General features: G+C 70.5%; 19 protein-coding genes. 11 read left to right on the top strand and 8 right to left on the bottom strand.

What is annotated here, in order from left to right:
- Positions 1-81: 81 nt before the first annotated feature.
- Positions 82-357 carry a DUF2631 domain-containing protein gene (locus CLV71_RS42450; RefSeq protein WP_133908634.1) on the bottom strand — a complete coding sequence of 92 codons (276 nt, stop codon included), beginning with the start codon at positions 355-357 and terminating at the stop codon, positions 82-84.
- Between the two features lie 198 nt (positions 358-555).
- Between CLV71_RS42450 and dxr the strand changes: the two genes are divergently transcribed.
- The 3 genes from dxr to ispG all read left to right on the top strand — a co-directional run bounded on the left by dxr (position 556) and on the right by ispG (position 4,250).
- Positions 556-1,794, top strand: coding sequence for a 1-deoxy-D-xylulose-5-phosphate reductoisomerase (gene dxr / locus CLV71_RS42445; RefSeq protein ID WP_133908633.1), 1,239 nt, complete (start codon positions 556-558; stop codon positions 1,792-1,794).
- A 3-nt stretch (positions 1,795-1,797) separates the two neighbouring features.
- On the top strand, positions 1,798-3,021 hold the full coding sequence (locus tag CLV71_RS42440; protein ID WP_133908632.1) for a M50 family metallopeptidase: 1,224 nt from the start codon (positions 1,798-1,800) through the stop codon (positions 3,019-3,021).
- A gap of 74 nt (positions 3,022-3,095) precedes the next feature.
- The gene (gene ispG / locus CLV71_RS42435; RefSeq protein ID WP_133908631.1) at positions 3,096-4,250 is read left to right on the top strand and encodes a flavodoxin-dependent (E)-4-hydroxy-3-methylbut-2-enyl-diphosphate synthase; all 1,155 of its coding nucleotides are present in this window, start codon (positions 3,096-3,098) and stop codon (positions 4,248-4,250) included.
- On the opposite strand, the gene CLV71_RS42430 is transcribed toward ispG, so the two are convergent.
- Entirely contained in the window at positions 4,251-4,595 is a 345-nt protein-coding gene (locus CLV71_RS42430) for a YciI family protein (RefSeq protein WP_133908630.1), read from the bottom strand. It lies immediately after the preceding gene.
- Entirely contained in the window at positions 4,595-5,158 is a 564-nt protein-coding gene (locus CLV71_RS42425) for a dihydrofolate reductase family protein (RefSeq protein ID WP_133908629.1), read from the bottom strand. Before CLV71_RS42425 ends, CLV71_RS42430 begins: the two co-directional genes overlap by 1 nt.
- Before the next feature lie 167 nt (positions 5,159-5,325).
- Between CLV71_RS42425 and CLV71_RS42420 the strand changes: the two genes are divergently transcribed.
- The 3 genes from CLV71_RS42420 to map all read left to right on the top strand — a co-directional run bounded on the left by CLV71_RS42420 (position 5,326) and on the right by map (position 9,552).
- The gene (locus CLV71_RS42420; protein WP_133908628.1) at positions 5,326-6,180 is read left to right on the top strand and encodes a GNAT family N-acetyltransferase; all 855 of its coding nucleotides are present in this window, start codon (positions 5,326-5,328) and stop codon (positions 6,178-6,180) included.
- Positions 6,181-6,939: 759 nt separating this feature from the next.
- Positions 6,940-8,685, top strand: a complete 1,746-nt coding sequence (locus tag CLV71_RS42415; protein ID WP_133908627.1) for a penicillin-binding transpeptidase domain-containing protein — start codon at positions 6,940-6,942, stop codon at positions 8,683-8,685.
- A gap of 9 nt (positions 8,686-8,694) precedes the next feature.
- On the top strand, positions 8,695-9,552 hold the full coding sequence (gene map, locus CLV71_RS42410) for a type I methionyl aminopeptidase (protein WP_133908626.1): 858 nt from the start codon (positions 8,695-8,697) through the stop codon (positions 9,550-9,552).
- A gap of 10 nt (positions 9,553-9,562) precedes the next feature.
- On the opposite strand, the gene arsM is transcribed toward map, so the two are convergent.
- Positions 9,563-10,324, bottom strand: coding sequence for an arsenite methyltransferase (gene arsM / locus CLV71_RS42405; protein ID WP_133908625.1), 762 nt, complete (start codon positions 10,322-10,324; stop codon positions 9,563-9,565).
- A gap of 79 nt (positions 10,325-10,403) precedes the next feature.
- Here arsM and CLV71_RS42400 point away from each other — a divergent pair, with 79 nt between their 5' ends.
- Positions 10,404-10,835, top strand: coding sequence for an ArsR/SmtB family transcription factor (locus tag CLV71_RS42400; protein ID WP_133908624.1), 432 nt, complete (start codon positions 10,404-10,406; stop codon positions 10,833-10,835).
- Here CLV71_RS42400 and CLV71_RS42395 read toward each other — a convergent pair.
- Entirely contained in the window at positions 10,763-11,464 is a 702-nt protein-coding gene (locus tag CLV71_RS42395; protein WP_133908623.1) for an alpha/beta fold hydrolase, read from the bottom strand. The two genes, CLV71_RS42400 and CLV71_RS42395, sit on opposite strands and share 73 nt — an antisense overlap.
- Positions 11,465-11,499: 35 nt before the next feature.
- Between CLV71_RS42395 and CLV71_RS42390 the strand changes: the two genes are divergently transcribed.
- The 3 genes from CLV71_RS42390 (at position 11,500) to CLV71_RS48190 (ending at position 16,474) form a co-directional block, all read left to right on the top strand.
- Positions 11,500-12,984, top strand: a complete 1,485-nt coding sequence (locus CLV71_RS42390) for a cobyric acid synthase (RefSeq protein WP_133908622.1) — start codon at positions 11,500-11,502, stop codon at positions 12,982-12,984.
- Positions 12,985-13,076: 92 nt separating this feature from the next.
- The gene (locus tag CLV71_RS42385; protein ID WP_133908621.1) at positions 13,077-15,188 is read left to right on the top strand and encodes a sensor histidine kinase; all 2,112 of its coding nucleotides are present in this window, start codon (positions 13,077-13,079) and stop codon (positions 15,186-15,188) included.
- A 29-nt stretch (positions 15,189-15,217) separates the two neighbouring features.
- A complete protein-coding gene (locus CLV71_RS48190) occupies positions 15,218-16,474 on the top strand; it encodes an ABC transporter substrate-binding protein (protein ID WP_166664483.1) in 1,257 nt (418 codons plus the stop codon).
- A gap of 4 nt (positions 16,475-16,478) precedes the next feature.
- Here the strand turns inward: CLV71_RS48190 and CLV71_RS42375 are convergent, their stop codons facing one another.
- Positions 16,479-17,843, bottom strand: a complete 1,365-nt coding sequence (locus CLV71_RS42375; protein WP_133908619.1) for a mycothione reductase — start codon at positions 17,841-17,843, stop codon at positions 16,479-16,481.
- Between the two features lie 38 nt (positions 17,844-17,881).
- Positions 17,882-18,418, bottom strand: coding sequence for a YbhB/YbcL family Raf kinase inhibitor-like protein (locus CLV71_RS42370; protein ID WP_133908618.1), 537 nt, complete (start codon positions 18,416-18,418; stop codon positions 17,882-17,884).
- A 502-nt stretch (positions 18,419-18,920) separates the two neighbouring features.
- On the opposite strand from CLV71_RS42370, the gene CLV71_RS42365 reads away from it, so the two are divergent.
- Positions 18,921-19,973, top strand: coding sequence for a M48 family metallopeptidase (locus CLV71_RS42365; protein WP_133908617.1), 1,053 nt, complete (start codon positions 18,921-18,923; stop codon positions 19,971-19,973).
- Positions 19,974-19,976: 3 nt separating this feature from the next.
- On the opposite strand, the gene CLV71_RS42360 is transcribed toward CLV71_RS42365, so the two are convergent.
- Entirely contained in the window at positions 19,977-20,528 is a 552-nt protein-coding gene (locus CLV71_RS42360) for a peroxiredoxin-like family protein (protein WP_133908616.1), read from the bottom strand.
- Positions 20,529-20,535 lie beyond the last annotated feature (7 nt).

Here is a 20,535-nt window from a genome sequence, read left to right as displayed (position 1 = left end):
GTAGAAATCTCCGCCAGACCCCTGCGCACACGAAAAGGCCGCCCGTGCATCGCGGACGGCCTTTTCGGGAAGTCGTTGGCTCTAGCGGCGCCAGGAGGTGCGCCGACGGACGCGCTCGCCGATCAGGACGATCACGAGCAGCGCGGTGATGCCGAGCAGCCACAGGCGCTCGGTCTCGGCAACGTGGTTGCCGACGAACGCCATCACGGCGAAGGCGACGACGGTGAACCAGCCGCCGATCTCGCGGCCCCTGGGGAAGCTGCCGTGCCAGCCCCACTCCGCGGACGGCTGCTCGACCGGGTCGACCGCGTTCTTCGCCCGCTTCTCGAGCTGTGTCGAACTGTTCGCTGCGCTCATCCGCCCAGCCGCCTCCTTCGCTCGCGGGCTCGCCGCTCGTGCCTCGCTCCCGAGCCCGCTGCTCGGTCGGTCCGGCGGAGGGCTCCTTCGCGTCGGTCGCACGCGCCCGCCACGTCCCCTCACTCTTTCGTTCGCCGTCATGCTCCCACACGCCCCCGACCCGCGTGGTCGAGGGCACTCGGGGAAGAATGTCCCCCGATGACACTCTCCGCGACCAAGCGCTCCCTGCTCGTCCTCGGCTCGACGGGCTCGGTCGGCGTCCAGGCCCTCGACGTCATCGAGGCCAACCCCGACCGCTTCGACGTCGTCGGCGTCGCCGCGGGTGGCGCCGATCCGGCCGCCCTCGCCGCCCAGGCGCTCACGCACCGTGTTCGCGCGCTGGCCGTGTCGAAGGCCACCTCGGCCGAGGACATGCAGCTCGCCCTGTACGCCGAGGCGCAGCGGCGTGGCTACGACCGGGGCGAGTTCGAGTTGCCCAGGATTCTCGCCGGCCCCGACGCCGTGACCACGCTGATCGCCGAGACCCCGGCCGACATCGTGCTCAACGCCATCACCGGGTCACGCGGGCTCGCGCCAACGCTCGCCGCGCTCGACACCGGCGCCACGCTCGCGCTCGCCAACAAGGAGTCCCTGATCGCGGGCGGCCCGCTCGTGCTGAAGGCCGCGAAGCCGGGCCAGCTCGTGCCGGTCGACTCCGAGCACTCCGCGATCGCCCAGTGCCTGCGCGGGGGACAGCCGCGCGAGGTCGCGAAGCTGGTGCTCACCGCATCCGGCGGCCCGTTCCGGGGGCGTCGCCGCGCGGACCTCGCCGACGTCGGCGTCAAGGACGCCATGGCGCACCCGACCTGGGACATGGGCCCGGTCATCACGATCAACTCGGCGACGCTCGTCAACAAGGGCCTCGAGCTGATCGAGGCGCAGCTGCTGTTCGGCGTGCCCTACGACCGCATCGACGTCGTGGTCCACCCCCAGTCGGTCATTCACTCGATGGTGACATTCACCGACGGGTCGACACTCGCGCAGGCCAGTCCGCCGGACATGAAGCTGCCGATCTCGCTCGCACTCGGCTGGCCGGACCGGATCGCGGGTGCCGCGCGGCCGGTGGACTTCACCGAGGCCACCGCGTGGACGTTCGAACCACTGGACGAGGACACGTTCCCCGCCGTGCGGCTCGCCCGCCAGGCAGGCACGGTGGGCGGCTGCCTGCCCGCGGTCTACAACGCCGCGAACGAGGAGGCGGTCACCGCCTTCACCGAAGGACACACGGCCTTCACCGGGATTGTGGACACTGTCCACCACGTCCTCGACGACGCGCATGACTGGCACCGTGAGCCCGGTGGCGTCGAGGAGGTGCTCGCGGCGGAGGACTGGGCCCGTGCCCGTGCCCGTGAGCTGCTCGTGACAGGGTCCGGCGCCGCCGGGCGAGGAAGGGACTGACAAGTGCTCGCGTGGTTGCTAGGGGTCGTGCTGTTCGCGCTGGGGATCTGCGCGTCCGTGGCACTGCACGAGGCCGGGCACATGGTCGCCGCCAAGGCCTTCGGCATGAAGGTGCGCCGGTACTTCATCGGCTTCGGCCCGAAGATCTGGTCGTTCCGCCGCGGTGAGACCGAGTACGGCCTCAAGGCCATCCCGGCCGGCGGCTTCTGCGACATCGCCGGCATGACGGCCCTCGACGAGGTGACCCCCGAGGAGGCGCCCCGCGCGATGTGGCGCTTCCCGACCTGGAAGCGCTTCGTCGTGATGGTCGCGGGCTCGGTGACGCACTTCATCCTCGGGTTCATCATCCTGTACCTGCTGGCCGCCACGATGGGCCTGCCGAACGTGGCGGGCACGCCGGTGATCAGCGGCACCTCCTGCGCGGCGTCGACACAGGACCCGAAGACGGGCGACTACGCCGAGTGCGGCGCGAACGACCCGTCACCCGCCCGTGACGCCGGCCTGCGCGAGGGCGACGAGATCGTCAGCATCGACGGGAAGGCCACCCCGACCTGGACCGACGTCGTGAGCCGGGTCCAGAAGCTGCGTGGCGAGCACGAGTTCGTCGTCATGCGGGACGGCGCGGAGCGCAGGCTCACCATCGACATCCCGACCGTGAAGCGGCTGGCCCCGGACGCCAAGATCGGCGCGGAGGGCAACAAGCTGGTCGACGTCGGTGCCATCGGCGTGACGAGCACCCCCGTCTACCACTACAACGCGGGGAGCGCGTTCGGCGGCTCGGTCGAGTTCACCGGGACGATGTTCGTCAGGGTGTGGGAGGGGCTCCTCGCGTTCCCGGAGAAGATCCCGAAGGTCATCCAGGCCATCGGCGGCGGCGAGCGCGACCCGGACACCCCGGTGTCGGTCGTCGGCGCGAGCATCATCGGCGGCGACGCGGTCGAGGCAGGCGTGTGGGAGCTGTTCCTGCTGCTGCTCGCGACGCTGAACTTCTTCGTGGGCGTGTTCAACCTGCTGCCGCTGCTGCCGCTCGACGGCGGCCACATCGCGATCCTGTTCTACGAGAAGATCCGCGACTGGGTCCGCAGGGCACGCGGCAAGCCCGCGGGCGGCCCGGTCGACTACACCAAGCTTTCGGCGGTCACGATGGTCGTGATCTTCATAGGTGGAGCAGTGGTGCTGCTCACAGTGACCGCTGACATCGTGAACCCTATCCGAATAGGGCAGTAGGCGCGTCCGAACAGGTCACACGGGTCACACCCGCCTGTCGGAGCAGTAACGATGTGGTCGGTAACCTTGAGGTCATGAGCGAAGTGATGCTGGGCATGCCGGCCACCCCACCACCTGTGTTGGCGGAGCGGCGCGAAACCAGGCAGTTGATGGTCGGCAAGGTCGGTGTCGGCAGCGGGTTCCCGATCTCGGTCCAGTCGATGACCACCACGGTCACGGCGGACGTGAACGCGACGCTGCAGCAGATCGCCGAGCTGACGGCCGCGGGCTGCGACATCGTGCGGGTGGCGTGCCCGTCCCAGGACGACGCGGAGGCGCTGCCCGCCATCGCGGCGAAGTCCCAGATTCCGGTGATCGCCGACATCCACTTCCAGCCGAAGTACGTCTTCGCGGCCATCGAGGCCGGCTGCGCCGCGGTCCGGGTGAACCCCGGGAACATCAAGAAGTTCGACGACAAGGTCCGCGAGATCGCCGCCGCGGCGCGCGACCACGGCACGCCGATCCGCATCGGCGTGAACGCGGGTTCGCTCGACCCGCGCCTGCTGAAGAAGTACGGCAAGGCGACCCCGGAGGCCCTCGCGGAGTCCGCGATGTGGGAGGCGTCCCTGTTCGCGGAGCACGACTTCCACGACCTCAAGATCTCGGTCAAGCACAACGACCCGGTCGTCATGATCCGGGCCTACGAGATCCTGGCCGAGCAGTGCGACTACCCGCTGCACCTCGGCGTCACCGAGGCCGGCCCCGCCTTCCAGGGCACGATCAAGTCGGCGGTGGCGTTCGGCGCGCTGCTGCGCCAGGGCATCGGCGACACGATCCGGGTGTCCCTGTCCGCCCCGCCCGTCGAGGAGGTCAAGGTCGGCACGCAGATCCTGCAGTCGCTGAACCTGCGCCCCCGCAAGCTGGAGATCGTGTCCTGCCCGTCGTGCGGGCGGGCGCAGGTCGACGTGTACAAGCTCGCCGACGAGGTCACCGCGGGGCTCGAGGGCATGGAGACCCCGCTTCGGGTCGCCGTGATGGGCTGCGTGGTGAACGGGCCAGGTGAGGCTCGGGAAGCCGATCTCGGGGTCGCGTCGGGCAACGGCAAGGGCCAGATCTTCGTGAAGGGCCAGGTCATCAAGACGGTCCCGGAGCACCAGATCGTGGAGACCCTGATCGAGGAGGCCATGCGCATCGCCGAGGAGGCGGGAGCGCAGGCCGAGACCGGCGCCCCCACCGTCACGGTCGGGTAGTCAATCGACCGAGTCGTGGACGGCGCGGATCTCGACCGCGGTCACGTGCCAGTCGAGCATCCGTTCGCCGATCGCCAGGGCTCGTTCCCTGTCGGCACAGTCCAGCACCCAGTACGCGGACAGCAGCGTGTCGCCTGTGTGGAACGAGCCCTCGGTCGGCTCGCGGCCCAAGCGCAGCGTGGTGGTCTTCGCGGGGTAGTCCATCCCGCAGCCGTTGCGCAGCTCGCCGGAGGCGACCAGCTCCTCGCCCATCTCCCCGAACTTCCTGGCGATCTCGGCGTGCTCGTCGGCGGTCATGACGGCCGTCCGCGCGGGCTCGGTGTACATCAGCGCCACGAACCGCATCACCGCACCGCCTCGTAGCGGAGGAGAACCACTCCTGATGGAAATGTCCGGTTCTCCAGCAGCCTGAGCTTCACCCACGACTCCAGCTCCGGGATGAACGACGTGCCACCCCCGACGGCGGCCGGCATCACGACGATCGTGAACTCGTCCACCAGCCCGGCCTGGACGACTGGTGCGGCGAGCGTGGCCCCGACGACCTCGACGATCCCGTCCGTCTCCGCCTTCAGCTTCTTCGCGACCTCGACGGGGTCCCCCTGCGCCAGCCGCGAGTTCCAGTCGACCGACGTGAGCGTCCGCGAGAACACCACCTTCGGCATGTCGCACCAGACCCGCGAGTACTCGGCATGCGCCGCCGAGACGTCCGGGGCCTGGCCCGCGGCAGGCCAGTGCGCGGCCATCCCCTCGTACAGCCGCCTCCCGTACAGCGCGACGGAGGTGGACCGGACCCGGTCGGTGAAGTACTGGAACACCTCGTCGTCAGGAGTGGTCCAGCCGAGGTCCCGGTTCCGGTCCTCGATGTATCCGTCGATCGACACGTTCATGCCATAAGTCAGCTTGCCCATGGCAGTACAGACTGCCGCGTGCACCGAAACTCATCGCACGACCTCCTGGAACTCGACGTCCGCGTCCACGCGGCTCGGATCACGGCATATCGACAGGTCGGGTGCGATTTCCTCCCGTGACGGGCCTCGACTTTTTTGCCGGCGGCGAATCTGGCACGCTGGAAGTTGTGTTGCGCCTCGCGGGTGCACGGCTGCTGGACGAGCGGGATCGGTTGTCCGTCCGTGCGATGCTCATGTCGGATCCCGTCGCGTCCTGCATGGTCGCGTCACGGATCGAGAACCTCGGCATGGACCCCTGGCGGCTCGGCGGCGAGCTGTGGGGCTGTGAGCCCCGCGGTTTCCGCGGCAGCCGCCTCGACTCGCTGTGCTTCGCCGGATCGAACCTGATCCCGCTGCACGGCAGCCGGTCCGCCCTGCGTGCGTTCGCGGACCGGGCCTTACGCCGCAGGCGCATGTGCTCGTCGGTCGTCGGCCCCGCCGAGCAGGTGATGGGGCTGTGGTCGGAGCTTGAGCTGGACTGGGGCCCCGCCCGCGAGGTCCGTGCCGACCAGCCGCTCATGTCGATCAACAAGTCCCCCGCGATCGCCGCCGACCCGCAGGTGCGGCCGGTGCGCCCGCACGAGCTCGACCGCTACCTACCTGCCGCGATCGCCATGTTCATCGAGGAGGTCGGCGTCGACCCCCGCGCGGGCGACGGCGGCGCGAGCTACCGGGCGCGGGTGGCCGAACTCATCGCGGCCGGCCGCGCCTTCGCCCGGTTCGAAGGCGGCGAGGTCGTGTTCAAGGCCGAGATCGGCGCCCTGTCGTCGTCGGTCGGACAGATCCAGGGCGTGTGGGTCCACCCGGACCGCCGCGGCCACGGCCTCGGCTCGACCGGCACCGCCAGCGTCGCCGACCGCCTCATCCGAGGCATGGGCCGCACGGCGAGCCTGTACGTCAACTCCTTCAACGTGGTCGCCCAGTCGGCATACAAGCGGATCGGTTTCGTACAGGTCGGCCAATACGCCACGGTACTTTTCTAGCAACATTGCTGTTACATTGGCTCGCTCCGCTCGCTGGTGAGCGGGCCTTCATCCGGCGTCTTCCCTCCTGCGCGCGGAAGTCCCTGGGCTCGCTTCGCTCGCGCAGGGGCTTCCGTGCTCGTCAGTCCAGACGCCGGCGGCCCGCTCACGGTGACATTGGCTCGCTCCGCTCGCTGGTGAGCGGGCCTTTGTCCGGCGTCTTCCCTCCTGCGCGCGCAAGCCTCTGGGCTCGTTCCTCGCGCAGGGACTTCCGTGCTCGTCAGTCCAGACGCCGGCGGCCCGCTCACGGTGACATTGGCTCGCTCCGCTCGCAGGTGAGCGGGCCTTTGTCCGGCGTCTTCCCTCCTGCGCGCGGAAGCCTCTGGGCTCGTTCCTCGCGCAGAGGCTTTCGTGCTCGTCAGTCCAGACGCCGGCGGCCCGCTCACGGTGACATTGGCTCGCTCCGCTCGCAGGTGACCGGGCCTTTACCCGGCGTCTTCCCTCCTGCGCGCGCAAGCCTCTGGGCTCGTTCCTCGCGCAGAGGCTTTCGTGCTCGTCAGTCCAGACACCGGCGGCCCGCTCACGGTGACATTGGCTCGCTCCGCTCGCAGGTGACCGGGCCTTTACCCGGCGTCTTCCCTCCTGCGCGCGCAAGCCTCTGGGCTCGTTCCTCGCGCAGGGACCTTCGTGCTCGTCAGTCCAGACGCCGGCGGCCCGCTCACGGGTTCGGGCATACTCGCCGCCGTGCGTGTTACCCGGCTCGTCGCTGTCCTTGCCCTTTTGGTTCCGCTTGTCGCGTGTAGCTCGGAGGCCGCGCCGGGCGACACGGTCGACGCGTTCCTCAACGCGTTCGCCAAGCACGACCTCGGTGGGGCGGCCAGGCAGACCGACTCGGCGGACTCGGCCAGGAAGCAGCTCACCGAGGTGTGGAAGGCGCTGGAGCCGAAGTCGGTCAGGGTGAAGGTCAAGGAGGTCGGTCAGGACGACGGCGCCGCCACGGCCGACGCGTCCTACGAGCTGGACTGGGACCTCGGCGGCAACCGGACGTGGTCCTACGAGAGCCACCTCGAGCTGCGCGACCAGGACGGCACCTGGCTGGTCCACTGGGCCCCCACCGTCATCCACCCCAAGCTCGCGCAGCAGCAGGCCATCGCCGTGCAGGGCCAGCAGCCCGAGCTGGCGCCCGTGCTCGACCGGGACGGCAACCTCGTGCTCTCGCCGACCCGGGTCGTGTCCGTGCTGCTCGAGAAGGACAAGGCCGGGGACGTCAACGCGGTGGCGGGTGCGCTCGCGACCAACCTGTCCGGTATCGACAACACGATCACGCAGCAGTCGATCCTCGACGGCGTCAACAAGGCCCCGGCAGGCCAGCCCTACCAGGTCGTCGCGCTGCGGCAGAGTGACTACGACGCGGTCAAGCCGGCCATCTACGACCTGCCCGGCGTGCGGTTCACCTCGGCGCCGCGGCTGTTGCCCAACGACAAGGCGTTCGGGTCGGCCGTGCTGCCGGGCATCCGCAAGGTCGTCGAGGCCGACCTGACCGGTAAGGCCGGCTGGCGGGTGATCACGACCGACACGACCGGCGCCGAGGTCGAGGAGCTGTACGCGAAGGCACCCGAGCCCGCGGAGGCCGCCCACACGACGTTGAGCGTCGGTGTGCAGAACGCGGCGCAGGCGGCGGTGAACACCGAGCCGACGCCGTCGATGATCGTCGCGATGCAGCCGTCGACGGGGCAGGTGCTGGCGGTCGCGCAGAACGCGCTCGCCGACCAGCAGGGACCCGTCGCGTTGATGGGCCGCTACCCGCCGGGGTCGACGTTCAAGATCGTCACCGCGACCGCGGCGCTGTCCGAGGGCAAGGTCAACGGCGCCTCGCCCGTCGGCTGTCCCGGCACGATCACGATCGACGGTCGCGAGATCCCGAACTCCGGCAAGTTCGACAAGGGCACGATCCCGCTGTCGACGGCGTTCGCGGTGTCGTGCAACACGACGTTCGCGCAGCTCGCGTCGCAGATGGGCCCGTCGGAGCTGAGTGACGCGGCGAAGAACCTCGGTCTCGGCGTCGACTTCGAGATGCCGGGTGCGACGACGGTCACCGGCTCGGTGCCCCAGGCGACCGGGATCGTCGAGCGTGCCGAGGACGGCTTCGGCCAGGGCAAGGTGGTGGCGAGCCCGTTCGGCATGGCCCTGGTGGTGTCGACCGTCGCGACGGGGAAGATGCCCACGCCGTCGCTGCTGACCGGCCAGACGACGAAGGCGAACTCGACGGTGACGCCCGTGTCGCCGCAGGTGCTCGACGGTGTGCGGGCGATGATGCAGGAGATGGTCAGGTCGACGCCCGCGCTGGCCGGCTTCCCGGACCTGCGGGGTAAGACGGGAACCGCCCAGTTCGGTGACGGCGTCCACTCGCACGGGTGGTTCGTCGGCTACCAGGGTGACCTGGCGTTCGCGGTCCTGTTGACCGGCGCCGAGGTGTCGAGCAAGGCTGTGGCAGCCGCGACCCGGTTCCTGTCCGGCCTGTCCTAGGGTGGAGCCATGCCCGTTCGTGCCCCGTTGAAGCCTGGTGTGCAGTCACCGCGCCGCGCCGTGCCGTCGTCGATCCCCCGGCCGGAGTACGTGGACAAGCCCGCGCCGAAGCGCAACACCGAGCCGTGGGTCCAGACCCCCGAGACGATCGAGGCCATGCGGGTGGCGGGCCGGATCGCGGCGCAGGCGCTCGCGGAAGGCGGCAAGGCGGTAAAACCGGGCGCCACGACGGACGACATCGACGCGATCGTCCACGAGTTCCTGCTGGACCACCACGCGTATCCGTCCACGCTCGGCTACCGGCACTTCCCCAAGTCGTGCTGCACCTCGCTCAACGAGGTGATCTGCCACGGCATCCCGGACACGACGCGCATCGAGGACGGCGACATCGTCAACATCGACGTGACGGCGTTCATCGGCGGCGTCCACGGCGACACGAACGCGACCTTCCTGGCAGGCGAGGTCGAGGAGGAGGTCCGCCTGCTGGTCGAGCGCACCCACGAGGCGACCATGCGCGCGATCAAGGCGGTGCGTCCCGGCCGGGCACTGAACGTGATCGGCCGGGTGATCGAGGCCTACGCGAAGCGGTTCGACTACGGCGTGGTCCGCGACTTCACCGGCCACGGCATCGGCAGGGCCTTCCACAGCGGCCTGGTGATCCTCCACTACGAGGAGCCCAGCGTGGACACGGTCATCGAGAAGGGCATGACCTTCACGATCGAGCCGATGATCACCCTGGGTGGCATCGACTACGACATCTGGCAGGACGGCTGGACGGTCACCACCAAGGACAAGAGCTGGACCGCCCAGTTCGAGCACACGATGGTGGTCACGGACGACGGCGCGGAGATCCTGACGCTGCCCTGAGCTCTCGGGTTCAGTCGTCGGTGGCGGGTTTGACGGCACGGACGATGGCCGAGTGCATGCCGTCGGCGACCTCGTGGGTCGGCGTGACCTCCACCTCGGCGAAGCCCGCGGCGGTAAGACCCAGGCGGTACTCGGAGATCGACAGGGCACCCGCGACGCAGCCGACGTAAGAGCCGCGCTCGGCCCGCTGTTCCCGAGTGAGCCGGTCCTCGGCGACCACATCGGACACACCGATCCGACCGCCCGGGTTCAGTACGCGGAACATCTCGGCGAACACGGCGGGCTTGTCCACGGACAGGTTGACCACGCAGTTGGAGATCACCACGTCGACCGTGTTCGCGGGCAGCGGGACGGCCTCGATGGTGCCCTTCAGGAACTCGACGTTGGTCGCGTGGGCCTGCGCCGCGTTGGCCCGGGCGAGCGCGAGCATCTCGTCGGTCATGTCCACGCCGTAGGCCCTGCCGGTCGGCCCGACCCGCCGCGCGGAGAGCAGCACGTCGATACCGCCGCCCGAGCCGAGGTCCAGCACCACCTCACCCTCCCGCAGCTCCGCGACGGCGGTCGGGTTGCCGCAGCCCAGCGACGCGGTCACCGCGTCCTCGGGCAGCTCGGCCCGCTCCGACGTGGCGTAGAGCGCCGACCCGAAGCCGTCCTCCGGCTCTCCGGGGCCGCAGCAGCCGTCCTTCGCCTGCCGGGTGCCGTCGACGACCGAGTTCGCGGCGGCGGCATAGCGGGCACGCACGGTCTCGCGCAGATCGGTGGTGTCACTCATGGGTGGATCCTCCGAGCACTGTATCGACGTTTGTCGATGCAGTGTTGCCCCCTGAATAGAGGACTGTCAATATAGAAGTGTGTCGATCCAAGAGTTGCCGGTCGTCGGTCAGGACTGCTGTGCCGACCTGACCTCCGCCCCGCTGTCCGAGGAGCGCGCCGTCGAGCTGGCGGCCGTGTTCAAGGCGCTGGGCGACCCGGTCCGGTTGAGGCTGCTGTCGATGATCGCGTCGCGTGCCGGGGGAGAGGTGTGCGTGTGCGAGCTGACGCCGGGGTTCGACCTGTCCCAGCCGACGATCTCCCACCACCTGAGGCTGCTGCGCCAGGCCGGCCTGATCGACTGCGAGCGGCGCGGGACCTGGGTGTACTACTGGCTGCTACCCGAGACCACCGACAGGCTCGCCGCGCTGCTCACCCGCCCCGCTGGGGCGTTCCCCTCTCACAGCAGTTCGGACAGGACCTCCAGTACCGCGCGTGCCACGGGATCGGGGTCCGTCGCCGGGGCCAGGTGATGGGTGTCCAGGCGCCGGACCGGCCAGCCCTTCGCCGCTGCTGCCGCGGCGTCCGACTCGTAGGCAGGCGACAACAGGACATAACCCGCCGGCCCGTCCCACGGCACCTCCGGGCGCTCCTCCTTCAGGAACGCGATCGGCACCTCGGGCGCCTCGTCCGCCATCTCCGCCCGCAGCACGGGATCGGCGACCAGCGTCGCCAGCGGGTCCGGGGTGAACCAGCGCTGCCACCTCGGCAGCTGACCCTCCCTCGACGACGCCCGCAGCTCCGCGTACATCGACGCGGGCACCGTGTCCCGCCACGACAGGCCCGGCGTCGGCAGGCCCGCGTCCACGAACACCAGGCCCGTCACAGCCTCCTCCAGGGAGTCCGCGAACGCGGGCAGCAGCGGGCCCGCGCCGCTGTGGCCGATCAGGACCACCGGGCCCTCCAGCAGCTCCTCGCTCATCGCGTCGGCGAAGGCGCCGAGCAGGACCTGGTGGACCGGGGGTGCCACCACCGACGGGCGCAGGTCCAGCAGCACCGCCGGGTGTCCCTGTGCGGCCAGGGCGTCGGCCAGTGGCCGTAGGCTCGCCGGACCGAGGAAGGGGCTGTGCACCAGTACGGCGGTGACGGGGGTGGCGGCCATGTCCGCGATGATGGCAGGTGATCGGAAGGAAAGAGATGCGGGGAGCGCTGCTGGTCGCGGGCACGTCGTCGGACGCGGGCAAGAGCGTGCTGGTCGCAGGGATCTGCCGGTGGCTTTCGCGCGAGGGCGTTCGCGTCGCGCCGTTCAAGGCGCAGAACATGTCCAACAACTCGGCGGTCACGGCCGACGGCGGTGAGATCGGGCGCGCGCAGGCGACGCAGGCCCGCGCCGCGGGGCTCGAGCCGAGCACCCGCTTCAACCCCGTGCTACTCAAACCCGGTTCGGACAACAGCTCGCAGGTGATCATCCACGGCCACCCCGTCGGCACCCTCCGTGACTACCGGGAGCGGGACTACCGCGACGTCGTCCTGTCCACATTGGACGACCTGCGCGCGGACTTCGACGTCGTCGTCTGCGAGGGCGCGGGATCGCCTGCCGAGGTCAACCTCCGCGACCGCGACATCGCCAACCTGGGACTCGCGCGTGCCGCGAACCTGCCCGTCCTCGTCGTCGGCGACATCGACCGCGGTGGGGTGCTCGCGCACCTCTTCGGCACGCTCGCCGTGCTCGACCCCGCCGACCAGGCCATGATCCAGGCCTTTGCCGTCAACAAGTTCCGCGGCGACCGGTCCCTTCTGCAACCCGGGCTCGACTGGCTCACCGAGACCACCGGACGGCCCGTGCTCGGTGTCCTGCCCTGGCGCGAGGACCTCTGGCTCGACGCGGAGGACTCCCTGTCCTACGCCGCGGACGGCGTCGTCGGCAGACCCCTGCCGCCACACGGTGACCAGTGGTTGCGTGTCGCGGCCGTGCGGCTGCCGCGCATCTCCAACGCGACCGACGTCGAGGCGCTCGCCTGCGAACCGGGTGTGTCAGTGCGGTTCGTGAGCGAGCCCGACCGTCTCGCGGACGCCGACCTGATCGTCCTGCCCGGCTCGAAGTCCACTGTGGATGATCTGGAATGGCTGCGGAGAAAGGGGATCGCCGACGCCATCGTCAGCTCGGACACCCCGGTCCTCGGCATCTGCGGCGGCTACCAGATGCTCGGCACGCGCATCGTCGACCACGTCGAGTCCGGCCGCGGCGAGGTGCCCGGCCTCGGGCTCCTCGACCTGGAGATCGAGTTCGCCACCGAGAAGACCCTCGCGCGCCCGACCGGCACGGCCTTCGGACACGCCGTCAGCGGCTACGAGATCCACCACGGGCGCGTCACCCGCCAGCCGGCGTCGCCGCTGATCCAGGACCCACTCGAAGGTGCGTACTCCAACCGGGTGATAGGTACCCACTGGCACGGCCTCCTCGACAACGACGACTTTCGCCGCCACGTCCTTCGCTGGACTGCGGACCGGACAGGCAGGACGGGCTTCACCCCGGCACCGGGCACGAGTGTCGCGCAGGCACGCGCCGCCCAGCTCGACGTGCTGGGTGACCTGGTGGCACAGCATCTCGACACCGCGGCGCTCGAGAAGCTCGCCACTGGTGGTCCGCAACCTCTCCCGCGCCTGGCCGTCACCCGCTGAGGCGAAACCGGCGGCCGAGAAAGAGGCAGGTCGGGAAAATTTCTGACGGTGACTGGTGCCTCCGAACGGGCGATACCTATATAGTCCGCCGCGTGTCGCGATCCAGTTACGCTGCGCAGTCGGAAACCAAGGCCAAACCAGGTTTCGCGAGGCGCGCCGATCCGCGCCACTGGCGTGTGCGGCGGAAGCTCGTCGTGGTCGTCGCCGCGCCCGCGCTCGTCGCCGTCGCGCTGGCCGTCCACGGCGCCCTCGGCTCCTGGTCCTCCGTCGCCGATCTCGGCCAGGCGTCGAACCTCGTGCGAGTCCACCACCAGATCAACGACCTGGCCGACGCACTGCAGCAGGAGCGCGACGTCACCGCGGTCTACGTGTCCTCCGGCCGGGGCCTGCTGGAGGACGAGGTCGACGCCGCGAGAACCGACACGGACACGGCGGTCGCCAAGTACCGCACCGCGATCGGCGGCCTCGACGTCACCGACACCCCGGGTCTCCCGGAGGTCGTCGCCGACACCGACGACGCGCTGGACGGCCTGAAGCCGGTGCGCAGCGCGGTGACCAACGCGAACCTCACCGAGGGCGCCATCCGCGCGACCTACACCGAGGCGGTCGCGACGCTGTTCTCGCTCGTCACGTTCGACCCGGACGGCACGGACCCGCGCCTCGCGGGCGACCTGCGCGTGCTCGGCGACATGTTCAAGGTCAAGGAGTACGCGAGCCAGGCACGTGCCGAGCTGGGTGCCGTCCTCGCCGCCGGCGCGTTCGGCACCGGCACCCTCCAGGACTTCACCGGCATCCTGGCCCGCCAGCAGGACGCCGTCGACGCACTGCTGGCCGACGCCTCCGGCGACCAGCGCACCCGCTACGCCAACGCGGTCCAGGGCGCCGCCGTCTCGCAGGTGGGGACGGACCAGGCGGGCGCCCTCGAGCAGGCGGGTGCCGAGCGGCTCACCATCGATCCGACCGTCTCCTTCGCCGCGGCCACCGAGAAGCTGAACCTGTTGCGTGACGCGCAGACGCAGCTCCTGAGCGGCGCGATCGACGCCGTGGACGGCCTCCAGGACGACGCGCTGGTGGCGGCGTGGGTCACCATCGGCGTGTTCGCGCTGCTGATCCTGCTCGCCGTCGCCCTGTCCGCGGTGGTCGGCCGCTCGCTGTCCCGGTCCCTGCGCAGGTTGCGGACCTCGGCGGTGCACGTCGCCGAGGAGCTGACGCGGCGGCCCTCGGGTGCCGAGCAGGCGGCGTCACCGCTGCCACGCGTCGAGATCGACACCGGCGACGAGATCGGCGAGGTGGCCCGCGCGTTCGACTCGGTCACCTCGGCCTGCGCCAGGCTGGTCGAGGACCGGAGCGAGCTGCGTGGCTCGATGAACGCGGGCTTCGTCAACCTGGCCCGCCGCAACCAACTCTGCGCGGAACGCATCCTTCGCGCACTCGACGAGTGGGAGCAGGACGAGCTGGACACCGAGCGGCTGCGCAGGCTGTTCGTAATCGACCACCTCGCCACCCGCATGCGCCGCACGGACGACAGCCTGATGGTCCTCGCGGGCGCGCAGACGGTCGGCAGGCGCGCCGGGCCGACGGCACTCGACGAGGTCGTCGGCGCCGCACTGTCCGAGGTGGAATTCTACACGCGGGTCGTCCGGCGGTCCGCGGGCGACGGCGTGGTCGTGGCGGGACACGCGGTGCCGCACGTCGTGCACCTGCTGTCCGAGCTGCTGGACAACGCGACCACGTTCTCGCCGCCGTCGACGCAGGTCACGGTTGGGTTCATGCGGACGCCCTCGGATCCCGGCGCGGTCGTCGTGCTGGTCCGCGACCACGGCGTCGGCCTGTCGCAGGAGCGGCTCGCCGAGCTGAACCGGCGTGTCACCGCACCGGAGGACGTCGACGGCTCGACGGTCCGCAACATGGGTCTCATCGTGGTCGGCAGGCTCGCCGCGCGACACGGCATCGAGGTGCGGCTCGGGCCGACCGACGGCGGCGGCGTCACCGCCACGGTCGTGCTGCCGGGAACCATCCTGGTCGGCGAGGAACCGCAGGAGTACCAGCGGATGCCGAGGACGGCCCCGGCCAACGGCCGGCAGGACTCGACCGGTGTCGGGGAGATCGCGCCGTACCTGCCCGGCCGGGCGCTCGACCTGCGGGACGCGGTCGCCATGCGGCGGCAGCAACGCAGGCGACGCGTCAACCCGACCGACAACTGACCAGACATCCCACTCGTCGAGGAGCTGACGTGGTCCAGCGTGTCCTGCCCGGCCGGGTACTCGCCGCGGTGACGGTCGTCGCCGTGCTCGGTGTGCCGGCGTGCACCGTGGCCGACGCGGGCCCCGGTGCGCCGGACGTGACCGAGATCAGGATCGGCACACCGCTGCCGCTCTCGGGGCCGAACGCCGCGCTCGGCAAGGACGCGCTGCGGGCCGCCCAGCTGGCCGCGGAGGTCGTGAACAACGGCCTGCCCGGCCTGACACTGCCGCCGGCAGGCGAGAAGGGCGTCCCGAACCTCGGTCACGCGAAGCTCGCGATCGTGTCGGCGGACACGCAGGGCAGTGCGGAGACCGGCGCGAGCGTGGTCGACGACCTCGTCAACGGCAAGGGCGTCGACATCCTGGCGGGCGGGCTGGATTCCGAGGTCACGTCGGCCGAGGCACAGGCGGCCGAGCGGCTCCGGGTGCCGTTCGTGGCAAGCGTCTCCTCCTCGCCCGACCTGACACAGCAGGGCCTCAAGTGGTTCTTCCGCACCGGGCCGACGGATATCACCTACGCACAGCCGTTCTTCGGCCTGCTCGCCGACGAGAAGGCGGCGACGATCGCCCTGCTGTACACGAACGACGCGTTCGGCTCGGAGGCGGCGAACGTGGCGAGGAGCCTCGCCCAGGCGAACGGCAGGCTGGTCGTCGCCGACGTGCCGTTCGACCCGTCGGCGACCGACCTCGTCCCGCAGCTGCGGAACATCCAGGGCGCCCGGCCGGACGCGGTGCTCGTCGCCGCCGACGCGCCTGCCACGACGCTGTTCGCCGCCGCGGCAGCGCAGCTCGACTACCTGCCGCCCGCCGTGCTGGCGTCCGGCGCGGGCTTCGCCGACTCGGGTGCGGACCTGGACGGCATGTCGCGGCGCGTGGCGTGGTCGGAGGACCTCGGCAGCCGCAACCCGGCGGCGAAGCTCGTCGCCGACGAGTACGAGAAGCGTTACCACGCACCGTTCACGGAGAACGCGGCGCAGGTGTTCACCACGATCATGGCGGTGGCGCGGGCTTTCGACGACGCGGGATCCGTCGAGCCGGACGCCGTGCGTGCCGCGCTGGTCGCGCTGGACATCCCGGGCCGGGACACGATCATGCCCTGGGACGGCATCAGGTTCGACGACCGGCACCAGAACACCGGTGCCCGCGCGGTCGTCGAGCAGCGGCTGAACGGCCAATGGAAGGTCGTCTACCCGAAGGACGTCCGTGCGCGGGAGATCGTGTGGCCCGCCGCCGAGGCACGCGGGTGACGGGTCAGTCGAACCGCAGGTTCAGCAGGGCGTTCTCCACCAGCTCCGGCATCGCCGGGTGGATCCAGTACTGGCCCCTGGCCATGTCGCGTGCGCTCAGACCGAAGCTCATCGCCTGGATCAGCGGCTGGATCAGGGTCGACGCCTGCGGGCCGATGATGTGGGCCCCCAGCAGCTGCCCCGACGCCGGGTCGGCGAGCAGCTTCGCGAAGCCCGTCGTGTCCTCCATGGCCCAGCCGTAGGCGATGTCGCCGTAGGCCTGCTTCGCCACGACGTACCGCACGCCCTTCGCGCGGGCCTCCTCCTCGGTCAGCCCCACCGACGCGATCTGCGGTGCCGTGAACACCGCGTGCGGCACGAACCGGTGGTCCGACTCGACCGGGGACGACGGGTTGAGCAGGTTGTGCTGCACCACCCGCTCCTCGTGGTTGGCGACGTGCTTGAGCTCGTACGGCGAGCTGAGGTCGCCCAGCGCCCACACGCCCTCGGCCGTCGTGCGCTGCTGGGCGTCGACGACCACGTGTCCGGTCTCCGCGACCTCGATGCCCGCCGCGGGCAGGTTCAGCAGGTCCGAGTTCGGGATTCGTCCGATCGCCGCCAGCACCAGGTCCGTCTCCAGCGCACCCTCGTCCAGCTCCAGCCGGATGCCACCCGCCGTGCGGGACGCACGCAGCACCTTCCGCCCGGGCCGGACGTCCCACTTCTCCCGCGCCAGCTCCGTGAACCGGGCGCTGACCTCCGCGTCCTCGTGGCGGAGCAGTGAGCCCGACCTCGCGACGACCGACACCTCGACGCCGAACGAGGAGAACACGTGTGCGAACTCGGCCGACACGAAGCCGCCACCGATGATCGTCAGACGGCGGGGGAGCTTGTCGATGCGCATCACGGTGTCGCTGGTGTGGCAGCCGACCTCCTCGAGACCCGGCACGTCCGGCAGGACGGGCCTGCCGCCCGCGGCGAGCACGATGCGGTCCGCGGTGAGCACGGCGCCGTCGACATCGAGGGTGCGTGGGCCGGTGAACCGGGCGGTGCCCTCGTACACCGTCACGTTCTTGTTGTCCTCGTGGTGCAGGCGGTACTCCCGCCCACCCGCCGCGATGGGGTCGATCCGGCCGAACACGCGGTCCCGGATGTCGGCCCAGCGGACGCCGTCGAGCGTGGCGTCGACGCCGAGCCTGGCCCCGGCGGCGGGCATCGAGGCCAGGTCGGCGGGGTGCACGAACATCTTCGTCGGGATGCAGCCGACGTTGAGGCACGTGCCGCCGAACATGCCGCGCTCGACGAGCGCGACCCGCTGGTCGGCGAACCGAGAGTCGAGGATGGAGTTGCCGGAGCCGGTGCCGATGATGACCAGGTCGAAGTGCGTCACGTGCCCATTCAACCCGGTCACCTCCGCGCCGATTCCCGTCAGTGCTGGTAGGTGGGTGTGATGACGGCCCTGGCCAGCGTGTGGAAGGCGAGGTTGAAGCTCACGACCGCGGCCGAGGCGTTCTCGTCGACCTCGAGTGAGTCCACGTCGACGGCGTGCACCACGAAGTAGTACCGGTGCGGCACGTCACCCTGCGGCGGGGCGGCGCCGCCGTACTCGCGGGACGCGAAGTCGTTGCGCACGTGGAACGCGTCACCCGGCAGGCTCGCGTCGTCCGCACCGGCGCCCGCCGCCAGCTCGGTCGTCGAGGCGGGGAGGTTGACGGCGACCCAGTGCCAGAACCCGCCGGGCACCGGCGCGTCGGGGTCGAAGCACGTGACGACGTAGCTCTTCGTCCCGTCCGGGGCACCCGACCACGACAGCTGCGGCGAGCGGTTCTCCCCGCCCGCGCTGTCGTGCGCGGCCGAGAGCGGCAGCTGCTGCCCGTCGGTCACGTCGGTGGAACTGACCGTGAACGAGCCGACCGCGGGCAGCAGCGAGTACGGATCGGGCGCGGTGGGACGCTCGAGACTCATCGTGTCTCCCATTGAGGTGATCACTTTCGGGGGGGCGAACCCACCCTAGACCCGCCCGAACCGCCTCGCCGACCATGGTTTCGGGCATATGGTGGCCACACGGACACCACAGGCGACGAGCGAGCAGCGCAGGGAACACCCCGCTCCGAAACGAAGAGAAGGTGCAACCACGCTGCGCTCACCAGCGAGCGGAGCGAGCCAATGTCACCGTGAGCGGGCCGCCGGTGTCTGGACTGACGAGCACGAAGGTCCCTGCGCGAGGAACGAGCCCAGGGACCTTCGCGCGCAGGAGGGAAGACGCCGGGTAAAGGCCCGCTCACCAGCGAGCGGAGCGAGCCAATGTCACCGTGAGCGGGCCGCCGGTGTCTGGACTGACGAGCACGAAGGTCCCTGCGCGAGGAACGAGCCCAGGGACCTTCGCGCGCAGGAGGGAAGACGCCGGGTAAAGGCCCGCTCACCAGCGAGCGGAGCGAGCCAATGTCACCGTGAGCGGAGCGAGCCAATGTCAGAGGATGTCGAGTCAACCGGGACCACGCGGGTGCGCTTCCGGGGGATCAGTCCGAGAGCTTACGAGCACCCGGCCGACCGCGCGGCCATGGCCGCGCTGCGGGCGGTGCCCGGGGTGGCGTCCGTGTTGAAGGCCGTCGCCGGGATGTGGAACGAGCGTGCCGAGCGGCTGTTCACGCTCGCCTCGACCATCCGGGTGGGGCAGAAGCAGTACCCGAAGCTCAACCGGCTGCGTGTCGACTGTGCGGAGACGCTCGACCTGGACACCGTGCCCGACCTGTACGTGGCGCGCCACCCGGTCGCCAACGCGTACGCGATCGGCATCGACAAGCCGTTCATCGTGCTCACCACCGGCATCGTCGAGGCGCTGGACAACGAGAGCCTGCGGGTGGTCGTCGGGCACGAGGTCGGCCACATCCTCTCCGGCCACAGCGTGCTGCGCACCCTCCTGATGCGGTTGCTGCGCCTGCAGGCCAACGTCCAGTGGATGGCGCTCGGCGCGCTCGGTCTGCGTGCCGTGATCGCCGCGCTCATGGAGTGGTACCGCAAGGCCGAGCTGACCGGCGACCGCGCGGGCCTGCTGTGCTCGCAGGACCCGGCCGCCGCCCTGCGCGCGCACGTGTACCTGGCGGGCGGCACCTCGATGGACGACATCGACATCCCCGAGTTCATGGCGCAGGCCAAGGAGTACGAGGAGGTCGACGACATCCGCGACAGCATCCTGAAGCTGATGACCGTCGAGACCATGAGCCACCCGTTCTCGGTCGTGCGGGCCGCGCAGCTGCAGCGCTGGGCCGCGTCCGAGGAGTACCGCGCGATCCTCGCGGGCGACTACCTGCGCCGCGAGGACGACCAGCCGACCTCGACGATGATGGACGACGTCAGGGCGGCCGGGCAGTCCTACAAGGAGTCGTGGTCCAGTTCGACCGACCCGCTGGCCAAGGTCCTGAGCGACGTCGGGGAGGCCGTCTCGGGTGCCGCGGGCAGGGTCTTCAACAGGTTCGGCGGCAGGGGCGACACGCAGGACGGCGCCGACGGCGGGCAGTAGCCGTCAGGTCCGGTTCTCCCTGACCGGCAGGAGGTCCAGCAGCTCGTCGACCGACCACTGGTCGTACACGTGGGTGCCGTGGTGGCTCGCGAGCACCCGGCCGTCCGGCGCGATCAGGAAGTCGGCGGGTAACCCGAACCGGCCGCCCTCGGGATCGGGTGGCGGCAACGGTTTGCGCCTGCGCAGCACGTCCGGCAGGCCTGCCGCGACGGCCGCCACGATCCACGGCCACGCCTTCGGGTGCAGGAGCGACCGGCGCGCCGACTCGACGCCGAACTCGCGGTAGAGGACCTTCCCCGGGTCGGCGACCACGTCGAACGGCAGGTCCGCGACGTGCGGGCGCAGGTCGTCGGCGTTCGTGTGGAACACGACAACCTCGTGGATGCCCGCCGAGGTCACCTCGTCGTGCCGTGCGACGAACGACCGCAGGTGGAGGTTGCACACCGGGCAGCCGGCGAACCGGCGGAACTGCAGGTGCACGAGGCGTTCCTGGTCGGGGAGGCGCACGGGGGCGCCGTGGATGTCGACCAGCTCCCTGGTCGGCACGTGGTCCATGGGATGA

Source organism: Actinophytocola oryzae (genome assembly GCF_004364325.1).
Classification (GTDB): Bacteria; Actinomycetota; Actinomycetes; order Mycobacteriales; family Pseudonocardiaceae; genus Actinophytocola; species Actinophytocola oryzae.
Note: the sequence above shows the minus strand (reverse complement) of the source record. Positions and strands in the feature narration are given on the sequence as shown.